The sequence below is a fragment of the Saccharomonospora sp. NPDC046836 genome (genome assembly GCF_040645195.1).
Classification (GTDB): Bacteria; Actinomycetota; Actinomycetes; order Mycobacteriales; family Pseudonocardiaceae; genus Prauserella_A.
Genome location: NZ_JBEYXW010000002.1, coordinates 208,415 through 223,226, shown reverse-complemented (window position 1 = coordinate 223,226; position 14,812 = coordinate 208,415). Strand labels below are relative to the sequence as shown.

Genomic DNA, 14,812 nt, shown 5'->3' with positions numbered 1-14,812 from the left:
GTTCAACCCAGTTGCTGGCCAACTGCGTGATCTACTCCAACGCCTGCGACATCACCACCGCCGCGAACGCCCTGGCCTCCGACGGGCACCCGATCGACACCGACGATCTGGCCACGATCTCCCCGTACATCACCCACACCATCCGCCGATTCGGGGACTGGGTGCTGGACCTGTCCCCGCCGGAGGCGGTGCCGGTCACCACGCTGGACCTGGTGCCCGGCGCGCTGTTCCCCGGCGACATAACCCCAGCCGCGCCGACCGCCGCTCCGGCGTGGCGGACCGCCCGCGGGAGCGTCTCCTCGAGGAAGGGTTCCTGATGGCTACCGCTACGTCGTGCCGGTGATGGTCGAGATCGACTGCGACAACGACCAGATCGACCGCGTCGTTGCCCTGCCCGGCGAAGCCCGGGAGGACCGCGACCAGCGCGGCCAGTTTTCATCTACGACGAGAACTGCCTCCGCCGCCGGTCCGACGGGCCGGTGGAGACTCACGCGCTGTGGCTGGCCCAGCCGCCGAACGGGCGGATTCTGCCCGGCCTGCCGCAGGACTGGCCGCACCTGATGGACTGGGCTGGTCACCGCGATGGAGCAGGCCATCGTCGCAACCCCCACCGCGGGCGGGATCAAGAACAAGATGATCGCGATCGATCCCGCCTTCGACGAGGCAAACTGACCTTGGACAAGACAAGCCGAACGCGTACAGGTCTTCGGGGGACTCGCCCGAAGAGGGCCGGGAATGAGCTGGGCCTGATCGGGATCCGACGATCCTGCCAGACGATCACACACCGTGGCTCATCGTTACCGGAGAAGGCTCATTGTCAAGTTGCCGGCGCGTCGTCGATGATCCACTGGATCCCATGCGGGATAAGAAAGTCGAGGAAGGCGGTCGGGTGGTAGGCCTGGGCGGGTGCGAGTACTCCCGGTTTGGCAGGGTCGGTGATGAGACGGTGGGCGCTTTCGACGGCGATCACCGCGGTCGTGCCGTAGGTGTCGGGGCCTTGGACGATGCCGCGGGCGCGTCGGCCGTCGGTACTGGTGGCGTCGAGCACGTAGGTGAAGTGCTGGGTGCGGCGGCTGTCCTCATCGGGTCCTTCAGGCAGGCTTTCGATGATCTCCGGTGTGAGCGGGGTGTTCAGCCGGTCGGCCAACGCCGCCTCGGTGAGGCCCTCGACATGCCGGACGCGGATGTGACGGGGAATGGTCACCACCTCCGACACAGGGAAGGCCATCACCGGGGTCGCCTCCGACTGTCCGGGCAGCCTGATCGCGGTGTGGCGGGCGGGCATGCCGGGGTGCCAGTCGCCGTTGTCGTAGGCCAGGCCTCCCGCCTTGATGGCGTCGATTGTTTCGACCACCGAGCGCAGCGAGCCGCGCGACATGCCGCCGCCTCCGACGACCACGTGGGTGGTGATGATCTCTTCGACCGGTTCAAGGCGGTCGGCCAGGATGTGGGCAATGAGGTCTACCGGGACGCAGCCGTCGTTGGCGGCGGGTACGACGGTGACCCCGGCGTTCTCCGCCTCCGTGGTGAAGGTGTCGAAGATCTTCTTGACGTAGAGCTGCTCGCCTGAGGTGTCGACGTAGTGACAGCCGGCGGCGATCGCGGCGCGGACCACGGCCTCACCTGACGAGGTGAATGGTCCGGCGCAGTTGATGACGCCGTCGCAGCCGCGGAACGCGCTCACAAGCGACTCATGGTCGCTGGTGTCGGCCACGCGTCGTTCCGCGTCGGGGAGGCCGACGGCCGAGGCGGCCTCCTCCAGGCGCGCGAGATTGCGTCCGGCCAGGACCGTCTCGATGTCGCGTCGTGCCAGGTCGGTGAGCACGAGCTTTCCCTGGTATCCACTCGCGCCATAAACGGCGATCTTCATGTCATCTCCTCACGATGGGGGCTGCGCGGTTGCTCAGCCCATCAGGACAGTAAGGCGCCGATACAAGACGATTGAATGCGCGAGGCGCTCTAGAGTTTGCGTCATCGTCTTCACCAAGGTCGTCGTTGGTTACACTGGCTGGGTGGATGTTCTGTCTGATGTGGTGAGTGCGGCGCGTACCGGTCGACCCCACTCGGGTCGGGTGACCAGGTCCGCTCCCTTCGCTCAGCGGTTTCCGGCGGTGCCGTCCGCCGGGTTCCACATCGTTCTCCAGGGAACGTGCTGGCTTCTCTCGTCGCAGGGTGAGCCGATCGCGCTCGGGCCGGGCGACGTGGTGTTCCTGCCGCGCGGATCCGCACACGGTCTGGCCGACGAACCGTCCACCCCGGTAAGCGAGCCGCCCACAACGCTCACCGGAGTCCATGATGGCCGCGACGACGAAACGTCAACCGACCGGCCGCCGACGGTGGTCATGCTCTGCGGCGCCTACCTCCTGGACAGCTCCGGGCCGCATCCGCTCCTGAACGACCTGCCCGAGGTCATCCACCTACCGACGCGGGTAGGGCGCCACAGGGAACTCCGTGCCGCGGTCGAACTCCTCGGCGCGGAACTGGACAGCGATGCCCGCCCAGGCTCCGACACCATCCTGCTCACCCTGTTGGATCTTCTCCTGCTCTACATCCTGCGCGCGTGGTTCGAAGAACAACGCGTCTCCGGCCACTCCGTCACCGGCTGGGCCGCGGCCCTGCACGACCCCGCCGTCGCCGCCGCCCTGCGCGCCATCCACGGAGACCCCAGCCGGCCATGGACCGTCGAGGAGTTGGGCGCGCAGGCACGCCTGTCCCGCGCTGCCTTCGCCCGGCGGTTCACACATCTGGTCGGCCAGCCACCGCTCACCTATCTGACATGGTGGAGGATGACCACCGCCGCCCGGCTTCTGCGCACCTCCGACGCCCCTGTCAACACGATCGCCCTGCAGGTCGGCTACAGCTCGCAGTACACCTTCACCCATGCCTTCAAACGCCAGTACGGGTCACCGCCCGGCAGTTACCGACACCACGCCGGCTGAAGCACAACATCCGCGTAGGGATCTTCGAGGTTTGGCGGCCTATGACACGTTGGTTAACGGCACCCCCGAGTTCCGCACCCCACCTCGCCTCCGCACGGCCAGACCCGCAGAGGGCAGCCTGTCGGGATTAGATCCTTTGACGACAGGCGGTGCGGACCGTCATCAGACCGGTCCGATCATGGGAACCGGTCCGATCATGGGAAAACCGGCGGCTCGATCCAATGCGGTCCGATACGAGTTGACGACAGGGTTTGACGACATATAGAACCGTCAACGGCCGCACCCCGGCGGCCGGAGAGGCGGCGCGGTCGTGGCGGAGCTGGTCTACACGCGGGTGTCCACCGACGAGCAGAGCACCGCCCGACAGACCCACCTGCTCGCTGAGACCGGGCTGACTGACGGCGCGAACGGGGTGTCTCGCGTGCGAGCTTGCTCATGATGAACCGGTGCAGCAACGCCAGGTCGGCGGGTTCGTTAGTGTGCCAGCCGATTTCGGCGAGAGCGTAGAGTGCGCCGCGCCGTTCGGGAAGATGCGACCGTCTGACTTGCTGTAGCAGTGGAACCAACTGCATGCCGAACTCGCGAAACGACTTCGCTGCCGTGCCGCGCACCCTCTTATCGCTATCGCCGAGTAGCGTTGTGAGCACGAACCCATAATCGGTCGCGCCGTTTCTGCCGATTTCCTTGGCAACCCATTGCCGCGCGGCAACGTTCGCACCGCATATGTGCTCAGCGTAGAAACGCCGCTTTGTTGAGAGCTGGCAGACCCAGCACCTGGCAGGCGCGGTATTCGGTTCGGCTCTTCGCTTCTGGAACCCGAAGCTACCGCCGGCTAGCCAAATGAGATGGCGTCCTCGCCATGGTCGCCCCCCACTTCCTCCGTGCTATCCGGCACGAAGACCGTGCCCCGCTCTCCGATTGTGATGGTTCCGGCGTTGACAGGAGGCCCGGTGTAGCCGGAGCCGTGATACCGACCGGTGGTCCGGTGGTACTGAAGGTTGCCGCCCAGGCAGTAGGAGACGGCACGAAGATAGGAGCGCACGTCGTCACGGTCTCCTAACGCAGACGAGGCGATCTCTTCGCGCAGCTGCTGGAAGCGGTGCTGGCGTTCGATGAGCTCGGCAGCGAGGAAGGTGACGGCCTCCTGCACGCTTTTGCCGTCGCGCCGCAGCACCCAGAAGGTGTTGGCGACTTCTCCTCCCTGAGCCTCCTTGGGGAAGGAGTACAGGTCGTTGGTGAACATGATGTGCTCGACGGCGGCAAGCTCCAGCTCCCTGAAGACGCGGTATCCGTCGAGATAGGCCGTCATATCGATGCCGACGGAAAACTCGCAGGCCGCGACAGCCCAGAAGCCGTACAGGTTGACCCTGCGGAATGCCACGTACTCCTCCCACGGCGGGAGGACGCGCGTGAGGCGGTGTTCGGCCTCGACAGGGACGAGATCGTTGATGTCTGCACAGATCCGCTTGAACCGGGTGATGAACTCGGGGGTGGCCAGCTCAGCGATGCCGTCCATCGACTGCGCCAGCCACACCGCGCTGGGCGCCTGCGCTGGGGGCGGCTCGCCCTCGAGAACCCGGGTGTAGAGGGAGACACGCTCACGGATGCGTGGGAGATCCGTTGACAGGCCCGTGAGGGTGAACTCGTCGTCGCACACCAGGGCGCACAGGCCGGCGTCAATGAGCACTTCGGTGCGCTGCCGGTTGCCGAGAGGGTAGACGTAGCAGGCCCATTCGGCGATGCCGTCCTGGTCGAGAATCTTGTCCGCCAGTGGCTGACCTACGCATGCTGTCAGCATGCCGCGCACGCGAGCCTTGGCTGCGGGCACCGCCTGTGGGGCAAAAGGACTGTAGGAGTGCGGCAGCAGACCGCCGGTGTCGGGAAGGTAGTACGTGGTGCCCGGCGAGATCGTCAGGACTGCGTCGGAGATCCGGCTGGGCGATGGCTGGGCGGCTGCAGTCGCGTCATGGCTCATGCTGTTCTCCACACCGCCTGGTCGGCGAGTGCGCGCAGGTGGTGCTGGACCTCGGTGGGGATGGGCAGGGTGTCGAGGAGGGGCAGGGCCTGCTCGTACCGGTTTGTGATCATCTGCTCGACGGCCTGGTCCGCGCCGGTGGCCTTGAGGACGGTGCGCACGGTGGCGGCGCCTTCCTCGTCCAGGCGGGGAGTGCCGTACAGGCTGCGCAGAAGCCGCTGCTGGAAGGGGTCGGCGAGCTGGAGAGCCAGGGCGATAAGGACGGTGTGTTTGCCCTCGCGCAGGTCGTCCACGGCTGGTTTGCCGGTCTTCTTCTGCGTGCCGAACACTCCGAGCAGGTCGTCGCGCAGTTGGAAGGCATCGCCCAGGGGCAGGGCGAATGCGCTGAGCGCGTCGAGGAGCTGGTCGTCGGCTCCGGCGATGGCGGCGCCGATCTGCAGGGGGCGTTCGATGGTGTACTTGGCGGTCTTGTAGCGGATGATCTCCAGGGCCGCAGCGGTGTGAGCGGTGGGGCGGCCGGTTGACGTCAGGTCCAGGTACTGGCCGTACATCACCTCCGCGCGCATGAGATCGACTAGGGGCAGAACGCGCTCGCGCCGCGCCGCGGTCAGTTCGGTGGCGGCGTGGTGGAGGAGTTCGTCGGACCACACCAAGGCCAGGTCACCGGCCAGGATCGCTGATCCGATACCGATGTTCTCCGCCAGCGCCCGGCTGCGGCCCGATCGGTGGCGGGCGGCCAGGCTGCGGTGCACGGCGGGCTGGCCACGACGGGTGTCGGAGTGGTCCATCACATCGTCGTGGATGAGGCAGAACGCATGGAACATCTCGAGCGCCGCGCCCGCCTGCACGGCTTGAGCCGGGCTACCGCTTGCGCCTGCGGCGTGCCAGCCCAGTACGCACAGCAGGGGGCGGATCCTTTTGCCGCCGGCGGCGAGGAACTCTCCTATCGCCTGGGGGATGTCCACCGGGAGCCCTGCCCTCGTGGCTGCGGACTTTTTGCGGTCCACGAAAGCGTTCATGACGGCATCGACCTGCTGGCGCACCCACCTCAGGTCCAGCCCATCCTGGCCAGGGGGTGACGTCGGCGCAGCGGTCCGTTGTGTCGGGGGCGCCGACGAACGCAGTACAGTCATACCGGGCATCCGATCGTGCCCGGAGCATTGCCGACGGGAGCCTCCCCGGCACCGCTCGCGCAGTGAACAAAACCGGTGACCGTCATCTCGACACACCTCCGATTCCGCTTGCACATCGGCCCTACTACCACCACGCAAGGCATGGATCTTGCATTCCTGGGTACGTACCCCTGGGCTGGCGCACAAGCCCCCCAAGGAAACAACCACCTTCGTGCGGGGCGGAAAGAATCCAAAAGAACCAGCTCGTTACGCAGTGTCACGCACTCGCAGCGGCCGGTAGCCAGTTGGGTCGAGCTGGGCGAGTTCGCTCACGGGGTCCCCTCAACGTCCAGCTGGTTGACTGGAACACTCGCCGAGCAGCTCGTCCAGACCTGCCAGCCCAAGAGTGGCACCGCGGTCGTGCTCGGCGGCGAACACCTCCTCGCCGAGCATTGCCGTCGCACCGGCGGTGATCCGGTCCACGTCCCCGCGCTCGGCGGGCGGCAGCGGCGCACCCGCCGACTCGCGTGCCTGGCCGGCGGCGCCCAGTAGCCGCGCCCCGCGGGCGGCGTCGCCTGCCAGCACAGCCGCACCGGCGAGACCTTCCACAGTGAGCGCGATCGCGCGCGGGTCACCGCCCCGGCGTGCGATCACCAGCGCCGCAGCGTGCCGGCGGGCGGCGAGGTCCGCATCGCCCCGTTTTTCGGCGACGAATCCGAGTTCGGCGAGGACCAGGGTGTTGCCGGGCTCGTGGTCCACCAAGCAGTGCCAGTCACGCAGCACAAGCAGGTGCTGCTCGGCCTCAGCAAGCTTGCCTTCCCGCCGCGCTCCGAGCGCCAGTCCCGTCCTGGCGTACATCTCGCCCGGCGCGAAGCCACGTTCGGCGCCCACCCGCATCGCCTGCTCGTGCCGCCGTCGCGCCTCCGTGAGGTCGCCGGTCAGCAGCGCCACCCGGCCGAGCCAGGACAGCTGGTAGGAGACCTCGGGCCACAGACCCAACTGCTCGGCCTGGTACAGGCCGTCCCGGTGCCGGCAGGTCGCCTCGTCGTAGTCGCCCCGGATCTCGGCAAGCGAGCCGAGCGAGAACGACGCCTGCAGCAGCCCCCACCGGTCACCCAGCTCCGCGAACAGCGCGGCACTCTCCTCGGCAGCACCCTGCGCTTCGCGCAACCTCCCGAGCGCGATCAGCTGACCGGCGTGGTCGGCGAGCGCGGCCGCGGTGCCCCAGCGGTCACCGAGAGCGCGGAACGCCTGCAGTGCGCATCCGCTGAGCCGCTCGTTGGCGCCCAGATGGCCGACCGTGCCCAGCACGTAGCCGAGGAACCACAGCGCCCGCGCCCGGATTCCCGCGTCGGCGATCCCGTCCGCGGCCTCGATCATTCCGGGAGCACTGCGCCCGCCGGACAACACGTCCAGCCCGGACAACCACGCCGCCGCGCCGGCCCGCGCGGACGGGTCGGCGTCACCGGCGATGTCCAGCGCGGAGCGCAGCGAACGCCGTGCCTCGCCGATGCGGCCACGCAGGAACCAGTACCACGCGGTGGCGGTGGTCAGCCGCAGCGCAGCGGCCCCGTCGCGATGCTGGATCAGGGTGTCCAGCGCCGTCCGGACATTGGCCGCTTCGGTGTCCAGCCGGTCCAGCCAGCCGCGCTGTTCGGCGCCGCGCACACCGGCGTCGGCGCGTTCGGCCAGCGCCGTGTAGTGATCCGCGTGCCGCAACCGCACCTGCTCTGCCTCACCCGCGTCGTCGAGCCGGTCGAGGCTGTAGGCCACCACCGATTCCAGCAGTCGGTAGCGAGGGCCTGCGCTTCCGTGATCCTCATGCACCACCAGTGACCGGTCCACCAGGCGCGTCAGGAGGTCGAGGACATCCTCCGGAGCCACGCCCGCGCCCACGCACACCGCCTCGGCGGCGGCCAGGTCACAGCTTTCGGCATGCACGGCGAGCCGGCGCAGCACGATGCGCTCGGCCTCGGTGAGCAGTTCCCAGCTCCAGTCGAGCATCGCCCGCAGGGTCTGCTGGCGTGCGGGGGAGTCCCGGTGGCCGGTCGCCAGTAGCCGGAACCGATCGTCCAGCCGGTTGAGCAGTTCGTGCACACCGAGACCCCGCACCCGGGTCGCGGCCAGCTCCAGCGCCAGCGGCAGGCCGTCCAGCCTCCGGCAGATCGCAGCGACCGCGTGCACGTTGCCTGCGTTCAGCGTGAAGCCCGGTGCGGTCGCGGCCGCGCGCGCCACGAACAGCCGCACCCCGCTGAACTCCCGTACCGACGCCAGTACCTCCTCGGCGGGCCGGGCCGGTTCGACGTGACCGCGCGCGGGGATGCCCAGCGGCGGCACGGTCCACAGCACCTCACCCCGCAGGCCGAGCGGCTGCTGGCTGGTCGCCAGGATCCGTAACCGCGGCACGGCCCGCAGCAGGCGGGTGACCAGCTCGGCCACCGGTTCCACCAGGAACTCGCAGTTGTCCAGAACCAGCAGCAGATCCTGTTCCCGCAACGCATCGGCGAGCTGGTCGGTCAGGTCCCCGTGCTTGCCGGGCCCCGGCGCCTCCAGTATCCCGAGTACGGCGGCGACGGCCTCCGGGACCCACTGGCCGGGTTCGCCGCCGGGGCAGGTGTGCCGGTCCAGACCGGCCAGCTCCACCAGCCACACCCCGTCCGGCGCGCCAGGCACCAACTGCGCCGCGGTCTCCAGCGCCAGCCGGGTTTTGCCGACGCCACCCGGCCCGGTCAGCGTCACCAGCCGACCCTGCTCCAGCAACGACCGCACCTGCCCGACCGCGGTCTCCCTGCCGAGCAGTTCCGTCGGCGGAACCGGCAGGTTCGTCCTCGCCCGGACGGCAGCCGGTGTGGCGAGCGCGCGATCCTGCCGCAGGATCGCCTCGTGCAGCGCCACCAGCTCGGGCCCGGGTTCCAGGCCCAGCTCCTCGGCAAGGTGCCTGCGCAGCTCGCCGTAGCCGGCCAGCGCCTCACTCTGCCTGCCGGACTGGTAGAGCGCCCGCAGGTGCAGCCCGCGCAGCCGCTCCCGCAGCGGGTACGCGGCAACGAGTTCACCGAGCTCCCCGGCGAGCTGGGTATGGTCACCGAGCTCCAGGCGCGCAGCGGCGCGCTCCTCGATGGCGGCGAGCCGTTCCTCCTGCAGTCGCTGGATGTAGGACTGTGCGAACGGCTCGTCGGCGACATCGGCGAGAACCGGACCACGCCACAACGCCAGCGCCTCGCCCAGCAACCCCGCCGTCTCCCGCGTGTCCGCACTCGCGCGCGCCTGCGCGACCAGCTCCCGGAACCGGTGCGCGTCTACAGCGTCGCCCTCGACCCGCAGCTGGTAGCCCGCCGCCTGGCGGACGAGCAGCGCGCGGCTGCCCGGTTCGGCCGCCTCCAGCGCCCGGCGTAGCTGCGAGATCTTCGTCTGCAACGTGTTGGTCGGGTTGCCGGGCTGATGCTCACCCCACAGGTCGTCGGCAAGCCGGTCGGCGGTGACCGAATGTCCATGGTGGACCAGCAGGTTCGCCAGCAGCGCCCTGACCTTCGCCTCGGGCACCCGGACGGCCGCACCGTCCGAGGTCCAGACCGCAAGCGGCCCCAGCACACCGAATCGCACGAGATGAGGTTAGCGGCGCCCACCGACAGCGGGCCGTGCGTGAACCCCCAGCCGATCGTGCGCGCCTAGCGGCATCGTGACCACGTGACCAACACCGCCAAGCCCGCCGTTACCGTGCTCGGTCTCGGCGCCATGGGCACAGCATTGTCCGAGGTGCTACTCGCCGGCGGCCACCCCGTCACCGTGTGGAATCGCACTGCTGCCAAAGCGGACGCACTGGTGGAGAAGGGGGCGGCGCGGGCGGCCAGCCCCGCCGAGGCCATCGCGGCGAGCCGCCTGGTGATCGTCTGCCTGCTCGACTACCCGTCCGTGCGTGAGGTGCTCGACAGCACCGCGGACGGCCTGCGTGGCCGCGCGCTGGTGAACCTCACCAACGGCACACCAGGCCAGGCCCGCGAGTTCGCGCACTGGGCGGCCTGCCAGGGCGCCGACTACCTCGACGGCGGGATCATGGCCGTCCCGCCGATGATCGGCACGCCCGCGGCCTTCGTCCTCTACAGCGGGTCGCGCGAGGTCTTCGACTCCCACCGCGGCGCGTTGGACTCCTTCGGCGACAGCATCTACCTCGGGGCAGCCGCCGGTCTGGCCGCGCTGCACGACATCGCGCTGCTCAGCGGCATGTACGGGATGATCATGGGCACGATCCACGCCTTCGCGCTCACCGGCTCCGAAGGCATTCCCGCCGCCCAGTTCGCCCCGCTGCTGACCCGCTGGCTGAGCGGGATGAGCCAGTGGCCTGCGGGCGCCGCTGCGCAGATCGAGGCACAGGACTACGCCAGCGGCGTCGTCTCCAACCTCGCCATGCAGGCCGCCGGCTACGGCAACCTCATTCGCGCCGCCGAGGAACAGGGCATCAGCGCTGAACTGCTCGCGCCGCTGGAACCGCTGCTGCGGCGGCGGGTTGCCGACGGCCACGGGCATGAGGACCTGATCGGAATGATGGAACTACTGAAAGTGGAGAACGCATGAGTACCAACACAAACAAGGCAAACGCCGTCACCGTGATCGGCCTCGGCCCGATGGGCAAGGCGATGGTCCGGTCCTTCCTGAACAACGGCTACACCACGACCGTGTGGAACCGCACTCCGAGCCGCGCCGACGACCTGGTGGCCGAGGGCGCGGTCCGCGCGGGCACTCCCGCCGAGGCACTCACCGCGAGCGAGCTCGTGATCCTGAGCCTCACCGACTACCAGGCGATGTACGACATCCTCGAGCAGGCGCCCGACGCCCTGGCCGGGCGAGTGATCGTCAACCTCAGCTCCGACACCCCGGAGCGCAGCCGCGAGGCTGCCGCCTGGCTCGCCGAGCGTGGTGCGCGGCTGCTGGTCGGCGGTGTCATGGTGCCGGCGCCAATGGTCGGGACGGAGGCAGCCTACGTCTTCTACAGCGGTCCGCGGGACACCTTCGACGCGCGCGTTGCCACATTGCGGCTGCTGGGCAAGCCGGACTACCGCGGCGAGGACCACGCGCTGGCGCAGCTGCTCTACCAGGCACTGCTCGACATCTTGCTCAACGTACTGGCGGCGATCCTGCACGCGGCGGCGCTTGCCGGTTCCGCGGGTATCCCGGCCGCGACCCTCATGCCGTACGTGCCCGACATGCTCGGCCTGGGGCAGTCCTTCCTGGACGAGGCCGCGCAGCAGGTCGAAGAGCGCACCTACCCGGGCGACCTCTCCACCGTCATCATGATGGGTGCCACGGCGGACCACATCGTCACCGCGAGCAGGCAGGCCGGCATCGACACGACACTGCCCGAGGCGATCAAGCACTACTACGACCGGGCCATCGCCACCGGGTACGGCAAGGACAACTGGACCAGCCTGTACGAGGTCATCACCAAACCGGCCGGCTAGGCAGGCAGCAGCTCGGATACCAGCCGCGACAGCTGGCGGACGTTGCGGCACTCGTACATCGGCACGATCCGCGCGTACCGCAACGCCGCCGAGTCGCCGGTGCCCCACGAGGCCTCGGCCTCCGGGTTCAGCCAGTACACCCGGCGTGACTGCTCGGCGATCAGCCGCAACGCGGCCAGGTTCGGGTCGGCACCGTTGGTCCGGCCGTCACCGAGGATCAGCACACTGGTGCGTGGTCCGAGCGCGGCCCAGCCTTCGACGAAGCTGCCCAGCGCCCCGCCGTAGTCGCTGCTCATGCCCCACCTGGTGAGCCGGGCCTGCGACAGGATCCGCGCGGCCAGGTTCTCCGGATCCGCGCGGCCGGCGCTCACCAGCTCGGTGATCTCATCGGTGAGACCGACGAACGCGAAGCTGCGGACCTTGCTGAACTGGTCGGCGAGCGCCTGGATCAGCAGCAGTGTGAACTCGGCGAACCCGGCGACCGAGCCGGACAGGTCGCACAGCAGTACCAGCTCTGGGCGGCCTGGCCGGCGGTCCCGCAGCACCGGACGCATCGGTACGCCACCGGTGGCCAGTGAGCGGCGCAACGTGCGCCGCAGGTCGATCCGGCCTCGCCGCGCGCCACGACGGCGCGCGGCGAGGCGGGTGGCGAGCTTGCGGGCCAACGGTTGAACGGTGCGGCGCAGTTCGGCGAGCTGTGCCCTGGTAGCGCTGGTGAACGCGACGAGGTCGGTCTGCGGTGTGACGGCGTGCCGGGCAATGCGCTCCGTGCCCCGCAACTCAGCGGTACGGCGGCGCGCTTCGGCCTGCACGTGATCACGGAACGCGGCGATCCGGGACCGGGCTTCCCGCTCGGCGAGCGCGGCGCCGAGCGGGTGCTCGCCGGCCCGCATGGCGGTGAGCACCCGGCTGAGCAACGCGTCCGGCCGCACCTCGGCAAGTGTCTGGTAGGCGGACCAGCCGCTCATGCCACCCGCGCCGTCTCCTGTGGAGCCGGCATTGCCGTAGCCGCCGAATGCCGCCACCGCGGCGGCCACGAGCGCCCGTACCCCGGCCTGATCACCTTCGGCCAGAGCGGCAACCAGGGGAGTCCGCAGCTCGTGCGCGGTGGCGGGTGGCTGCGCGGCGGTCTCCGCCACGCCGATGGCGGTGGGGAAGTAGAGGTCGAACAGCGCATCGAACACCGCTCGCTGGCCCGAACGCCGCAACACCGTGGCCGCCAGCGCTTCCCGCAACTGGGCCCGGTCGGCAAGGCCCAACGCGGCAACGGCCGCGGCGGCGTCGACGGTCTCTCCGGGGCCGACCGGGATGCCGTGTTCACGCAGCGCCCCGGCGAACTCCACCAAGCGGGTGGACAGGACCTCCGTGTTCACGGCGAGCTCGGGTCGAGGACCCGGTCGAGCCGGAGCTCCGCGATGGCCTTGCGGTGATCGGTCTGGTACTTCAGCAGCACGCCGAGACTGGTGTGTACGACCTGCTCGTCGAGGCTGTCCGCGCCCAGCGCGAGCAGCGTCCGCGCCCAGTCGATGGACTCGGCGATCGAGGGTGCCTTGCGCAGCTCCAGCTCACGCAACGCGGCGACCACCCGCACCAGCGACTCGGCAAGCTGCCCGTCCAGCCCGGGGACCTGCGTCGTCACGATGTCGCGTTCCAGTTCGGGCACGGGGAAATCCAGGTGCAGGAACAGGCACCGCCGCTTGAGCGCCTCGGACAGCTCCCGGGTCGCGTTGGAGGTCAGCAGGACGAACGGCCGCCGCGCGGCCGTGATCGTGCCCAGCTCCGGCACCGTGACCTGGAAGTCGCCGAGCACTTCCAGCAGCAGGCCCTCCATCTCGACGTCGGCCTTGTCCAACTCGTCGATCAGCAGCACCGTCGGGTCGGGCCTGCGGATCGCCGTCAGCAGTGGCCGGGTCAGCAGGAACTCCTCGCTGAAGACCTGGTCGCGGGTGTCCTCCCAGGCCTCGTCGCGAGCGGCGGTGATGCGCAGCAACTGCTTGGCGTGGTTCCACTCGTACAGCGCGCGTGACTCGTCAATACCCTCGTAGCACTGCAACCGGACCAGTTCACTGCCCGTCGCGATGGCGACGGCGCGGGCCAGCTCGGTCTTGCCGACGCCGGCCGGGCCCTCCACCAGAAGTGGCTTGCCGAGCCGGTCGGCGAGGAACACCGTGGTGGCGACTGCGGTCGAGGCCAGGTAACCGGCTCCGGCCAGGCGCTCAACGACCTCGTCGACCGAGCCGAACAGCGGTGCTTGCACGCGCCCTCCCCGTTGCTGGGTGAGCGTTCATTGTCGGCCTGACCAACCGCTTAGCGCGGGGCAGGGTGGTCCAGCTCACGTGCATACCGTTGCACCAGCGCGGCGCCGATGCGCGCCAGCTCGGCCTGCACCGACGGTGGTTCGACCACCTCGATCAGCCCGCCCCAGCCGGCGAGGTGCCGGGCGATGTCCAACGGAGTCGGCGCGCCAAGACGAACCTGAACCCGCCCGTCGCCCTGCTCGTCGCCGAGTTGGCAGTGCCGCCCGAACTGGCTTTGCAGCACCGGTACGAACCTGGCCTCGACGCGCACGCTCGCCCAGGTACGCGAGCGGCGCTGCTCGACCTCCCCGACGACCTCCTGCCAGGCCGTGTCGAGCGTGAAGTCGTCAGGGCGCTCCGCAGGCGGGTCAGTGACCTCCACCGCGAGCATCCGCTCGACCCGGAAGGTCCGTTGCCCGCGTTCGGTCCCCGCGCCAGTACCAGATGTCGTCCTTGTCGACCAGCCCCCACGGGTCGACCAGCCGGTCGGTACGTTTCCCGGCCCTGCTGGTGTAGGCCAGGCGAACCTTCCGCCGACGGATCACGGCACCCTGCAGGAGGTCCACCAGGTCCGGCCGGCGGCGCGCACGCTCGCCCCACCTGGTCGCATCGACCACGGTCGCGGCGGCTGCAGCCTCCGCGTCGGCACGGAAGGTCTGCGGCAGCGCCCGCCGCATGAGCTTGCGCAGCGCGGCCCTGGCCTCGGCGGAACCCACGGCGGCAGGACCGACGAGCAGAAACAGCGCCTGAGCCTCGGTTGCGGACAGGCCACTCAGGTCCGTGCGGGCGCCACCGACGAGCGACCAGCCGCCACCGCGTCCCGGCTGCGGGTACACCGGCACGCCCGCAGCGGACAGCGCCTCCAGATCCCGGCGAGCGGAGGCCACGGACACCTCCAGCTCGCACGGCCAGCTCTGCGGCAGTCACCCGGCCACGGGCTTGCATCAGCAGCAGGGCGGCCACGAGACGATCAGCGCGCATGGCTCCAGCCTCTCGCACAAAGTGCTCGGTTGGTGAGCACTTTCGGCCGGACGAT

10 protein-coding genes and 1 pseudogene are annotated in these 14,812 nt (G+C 69.5%); 4 read left to right on the top strand and 7 right to left on the bottom strand.

Annotation, left to right across the window (positions count from 1 at the left end; all coding sequences use genetic code 11):
• Positions 1–11 precede the first annotated feature (11 nt).
• Complete coding sequence (locus tag ABZ863_RS04065) at positions 12–317, top strand: Tn3 family transposase (RefSeq protein ID WP_358530878.1); 306 nt, start codon at positions 12–14, stop codon at positions 315–317.
• A gap of 500 nt (positions 318–817) precedes the next feature.
• Here ABZ863_RS04065 and ABZ863_RS04060 read toward each other — a convergent pair whose 3' ends face one another.
• Positions 818–1,870 carry a saccharopine dehydrogenase NADP-binding domain-containing protein gene (locus ABZ863_RS04060; RefSeq protein WP_358530877.1) on the bottom strand — a complete coding sequence of 351 codons (1,053 nt, stop codon included), beginning with the start codon at positions 1,868–1,870 and terminating at the stop codon, positions 818–820.
• Between the two features lie 142 nt (positions 1,871–2,012).
• Between ABZ863_RS04060 and ABZ863_RS04055 the strand changes: the two genes are divergently transcribed.
• Positions 2,013–2,939 (top strand): AraC family transcriptional regulator, encoded by a 927-nt coding sequence (locus ABZ863_RS04055; protein WP_358530875.1) that lies wholly within the window; start codon positions 2,013–2,015, stop codon positions 2,937–2,939.
• 832 nt (positions 2,940–3,771) lie between these two features.
• Here the strand turns inward: ABZ863_RS04055 and ABZ863_RS04050 are convergent.
• The 3 genes from ABZ863_RS04050 to ABZ863_RS04040 all read right to left on the bottom strand — a co-directional run bounded on the left by ABZ863_RS04050 (position 3,772) and on the right by ABZ863_RS04040 (position 9,626).
• Positions 3,772–4,914 carry a terpene synthase family protein gene (locus ABZ863_RS04050; RefSeq protein ID WP_358530873.1) on the bottom strand — a complete coding sequence of 381 codons (1,143 nt, stop codon included), beginning with the start codon at positions 4,912–4,914 and terminating at the stop codon, positions 3,772–3,774.
• Positions 4,911–6,047 carry a polyprenyl synthetase family protein gene (locus ABZ863_RS04045; RefSeq protein ID WP_358530871.1) on the bottom strand — a complete coding sequence of 379 codons (1,137 nt, stop codon included), beginning with the start codon at positions 6,045–6,047 and terminating at the stop codon, positions 4,911–4,913. The genes ABZ863_RS04050 and ABZ863_RS04045 overlap by 4 nt, the downstream gene beginning before the upstream one ends.
• A 321-nt stretch (positions 6,048–6,368) precedes the next feature.
• Positions 6,369–9,626: a BTAD domain-containing putative transcriptional regulator gene (locus tag ABZ863_RS04040; RefSeq protein WP_358530869.1), complete on the bottom strand. Its 3,258-nt coding sequence runs from the start codon at positions 9,624–9,626 to the stop codon at positions 6,369–6,371.
• A gap of 84 nt (positions 9,627–9,710) precedes the next feature.
• Here ABZ863_RS04040 and ABZ863_RS04035 point away from each other — a divergent pair, with 84 nt between their 5' ends.
• Positions 9,711–10,595, top strand: coding sequence for an NAD(P)-binding domain-containing protein (locus ABZ863_RS04035; protein ID WP_358530867.1), 885 nt, complete (start codon positions 9,711–9,713; stop codon positions 10,593–10,595).
• On the top strand, positions 10,592–11,479 hold the full coding sequence (locus ABZ863_RS04030; protein WP_358530866.1) for an NAD(P)-binding domain-containing protein: 888 nt from the start codon (positions 10,592–10,594) through the stop codon (positions 11,477–11,479). The genes ABZ863_RS04035 and ABZ863_RS04030 overlap by 4 nt, the downstream gene beginning before the upstream one ends.
• Here the strand turns inward: ABZ863_RS04030 and ABZ863_RS04025 are convergent.
• From ABZ863_RS04025 to ABZ863_RS04015, 3 genes and pseudogenes are all read right to left on the bottom strand, one after another.
• Positions 11,476–12,852, bottom strand: a complete 1,377-nt coding sequence (locus tag ABZ863_RS04025; RefSeq protein ID WP_358530864.1) for a VWA domain-containing protein — start codon at positions 12,850–12,852, stop codon at positions 11,476–11,478. The genes ABZ863_RS04030 and ABZ863_RS04025 overlap by 4 nt on opposite strands.
• On the bottom strand, positions 12,849–13,736 hold the full coding sequence (locus ABZ863_RS04020) for a MoxR family ATPase (RefSeq protein ID WP_358530862.1): 888 nt from the start codon (positions 13,734–13,736) through the stop codon (positions 12,849–12,851). Before ABZ863_RS04020 ends, ABZ863_RS04025 begins: the two co-directional genes overlap by 4 nt.
• Before the next feature lie 50 nt (positions 13,737–13,786).
• A pseudogene (locus tag ABZ863_RS04015) lies at positions 13,787–14,757 on the bottom strand (WYL domain-containing protein).
• Positions 14,758–14,812: the final 55 nt, after the last annotated feature.